The sequence below is a fragment of the Hydrotalea sp. genome (assembly GCA_030054115.1).
GTDB lineage: Bacteria > Pseudomonadota > Alphaproteobacteria > JASGCL01 > JASGCL01 > JASGCL01.
This window is the reverse complement of record JASGCL010000083.1, coordinates 1-2396: the sequence shown is the minus strand read 5'-3', so window position 1 is coordinate 2396 and position 2396 is coordinate 1. Positions and strand designations below refer to the sequence as shown.

Here is a 2396-nt window from a genome sequence, read left to right as displayed (position 1 = left end):
GGCCAAAAAGGACTTATCCACAACAATATTGCAAGTTTTGGGGATAGGGTATTGCGCGCCCGTGCGAACAGCCATAAACACAAAATGTTGTGTCCCGACAACATAAAAACACAAGATTTTGTGATTTTTTGCTTTAAAAAACGGGCAATTGGTGTAAATGTTGCATGTTAAAGAAACAAAAAAAAATAAAAAGAAAAGAAATAGGAAAAAACCATGACCAAACAAGATGATTACAATGACAATTATAACAGCGAACGCGCCCCGCAAGAGGCGCATCGCACGGTGCAAGAGGACGTGCAAGATGCCAGCAATTATGCTACAATAGGTGGCCTAGGCGAAAACCAAACGGCCAATGCCCAACCAATCGATGTGGTGCGCACCAATATCAGCAAAAAAAAATTACACCAACCAACAACAACAAAATCTGACAGCAACAACATGGGTCAAACCGCCACCCCCCGCAATCACCCCAATTTAACATCCGGCGCCATGCAAACCCCCATCGGCGCGCTCGATGAATTGGCAATGGGCGAAGACGTCATCGACGGCAATGTGCGCCAAAATGATAAGGGGCGGCGCATTGTTATCAACCACGACCGCAATAGCCTGCTCACCGATTTTGGCAAAGAAACCTTGAAAGACCGCTACCTGGTTGGCAATGAAACATTCCAAGATTTATTCGCACGGGTTTCATTATATTATTCTGACGATTCGGCCCACGCCCAACGGCTTTACGATTACATGTCGCAACTTTGGTTTATGCCGGCGACGCCGATATTGTCCAACGGCGGCACCGAACGCGGCCTGCCCATTTCGTGTTTTTTGAACGAGGCCACCGACTCGCTCAAGGGCATTGTCGACCTGTGGAATGAAAATGTCTGGCTGGCGGCGCGCGGCGGCGGCATCGGCAGTTATTGGGGCAACCTGCGGTCGATGAATGAACAGGTTTCGCTGTCCGGCAAAACATCGGGCATTGTGCCATTTATCAAGGTGATGGAATCCATCACCCACGCCATTTCCCAAGGGTCGATTCGCCGCGGTTCGGCGGCCATTTATTTGCCGGTGTGGCACCCCGAGATTGAAGAATTCACCGAAATTCGCCGCACCACCGGGGCCGACCCGGTGCGCCGCGCCCCCAATTTGCACCACGGCGTGGTGATAAACGATGAATTCATGCGCGCCGTTGAACGCGACGACCTGTGGGCTTTGAAATCGCCCAAGGATGACAAAATCATCACGCGGGTTAAGGCGCGCGACATTTGGATTAAAATCCTGACCGCGCGGGTCGAAATGGGCGAGCCATATATTTTGAACATCGACCATATTGCCCGCGCCCAACCCGAACATCACAAATTGGCGGGGTTGCAGGTTAAAACATCGAACCTTTGTTCGGAAATCACCTTGCCGACCGGCATCGACCATTTGGGCAAAATGCGCACCGCGGTCTGTTGCCTCAGCTCGCTGAATTTGGAAACCTATGACCAATGGAAAAATGACGAGATGATTGTCGAGGATGTGTTGCGGTTTTTGGATAATGTTCTGCAAGATTTTATCGACAACGCGCCGCCCGAATTTGCCAATGCAAAATATTCGGCGATGCGCGAACGGTCGGTTGGGTTGGGGGTTATGGGGTTCCACAGCTTCCTGCAATCAAAAATGATTCCATGGGAAAGCGCGACCGCCAAGGCCTATAACAAGAAAATTTTTAAAGACATCAAGGAAAAGGCCGACCAAGCGTCGCACAAATTGGCCGACGAACGCGGGCCATGCATGGACGCCGCCGAATTTGGTTTCAACGAACGTTTTTCGCATAAAATTGCCATCGCGCCAACCGCGTCGATTTCCATCATCACCGGTGGCACCAGCCCGGGCATCGAACCCATCGTCGCCAACAGCTTCACCCACAAAACCCTCAGCGGGTCATTCACGGTGCGCAACCGCCATTTGGAAAAATTATTTAAGGAAAAGGGACGCAATGACCCCGAATTATGGAGTCGCATAACCATGAACGCCGGGTCGGTGCAAGATTTAGATTTCTTGACGCCAGACGAAAAATTGGTTTTCAAAACCGGCCACGAAATCAACCAAGAAACCTTGGTCATTTTTGCCGCCGACCGCACGCCATATGTTTGCCAAGCGCAATCGCTCAATTTGTTTTTGCGCCCCGACGTGCATAAAAAAGACCTACACCACATCCATTACCTGGCGTGGAAATTGGGCGTGAAAAGCCTTTATTATTGCCGGTCGCAAGCCATTAAACGTGCCGAAAAACGCCACGACCTGATGGGTTCGGTGCTGGAGGCCGCGGCCGAAAACGGCTTGCTCGACACGCCACGCACACAAACCAACGCCCCCACCGCCAACCCCAACGACGGCGAAGTATGCGAGGTTTGTCA

1 protein-coding gene is annotated in these 2396 nt (G+C 51.1%); it reads left to right on the top strand.

Features of this window, described 5'->3' with window-relative positions; genetic code table 11:
- Positions 1 to 213: 213 nt before the first annotated feature.
- On the top strand, positions 214 to 2396 hold a 2183-nt coding region (locus tag QM529_07720; protein MDI9314542.1), incomplete at its 3' end, for a ribonucleoside-diphosphate reductase subunit alpha.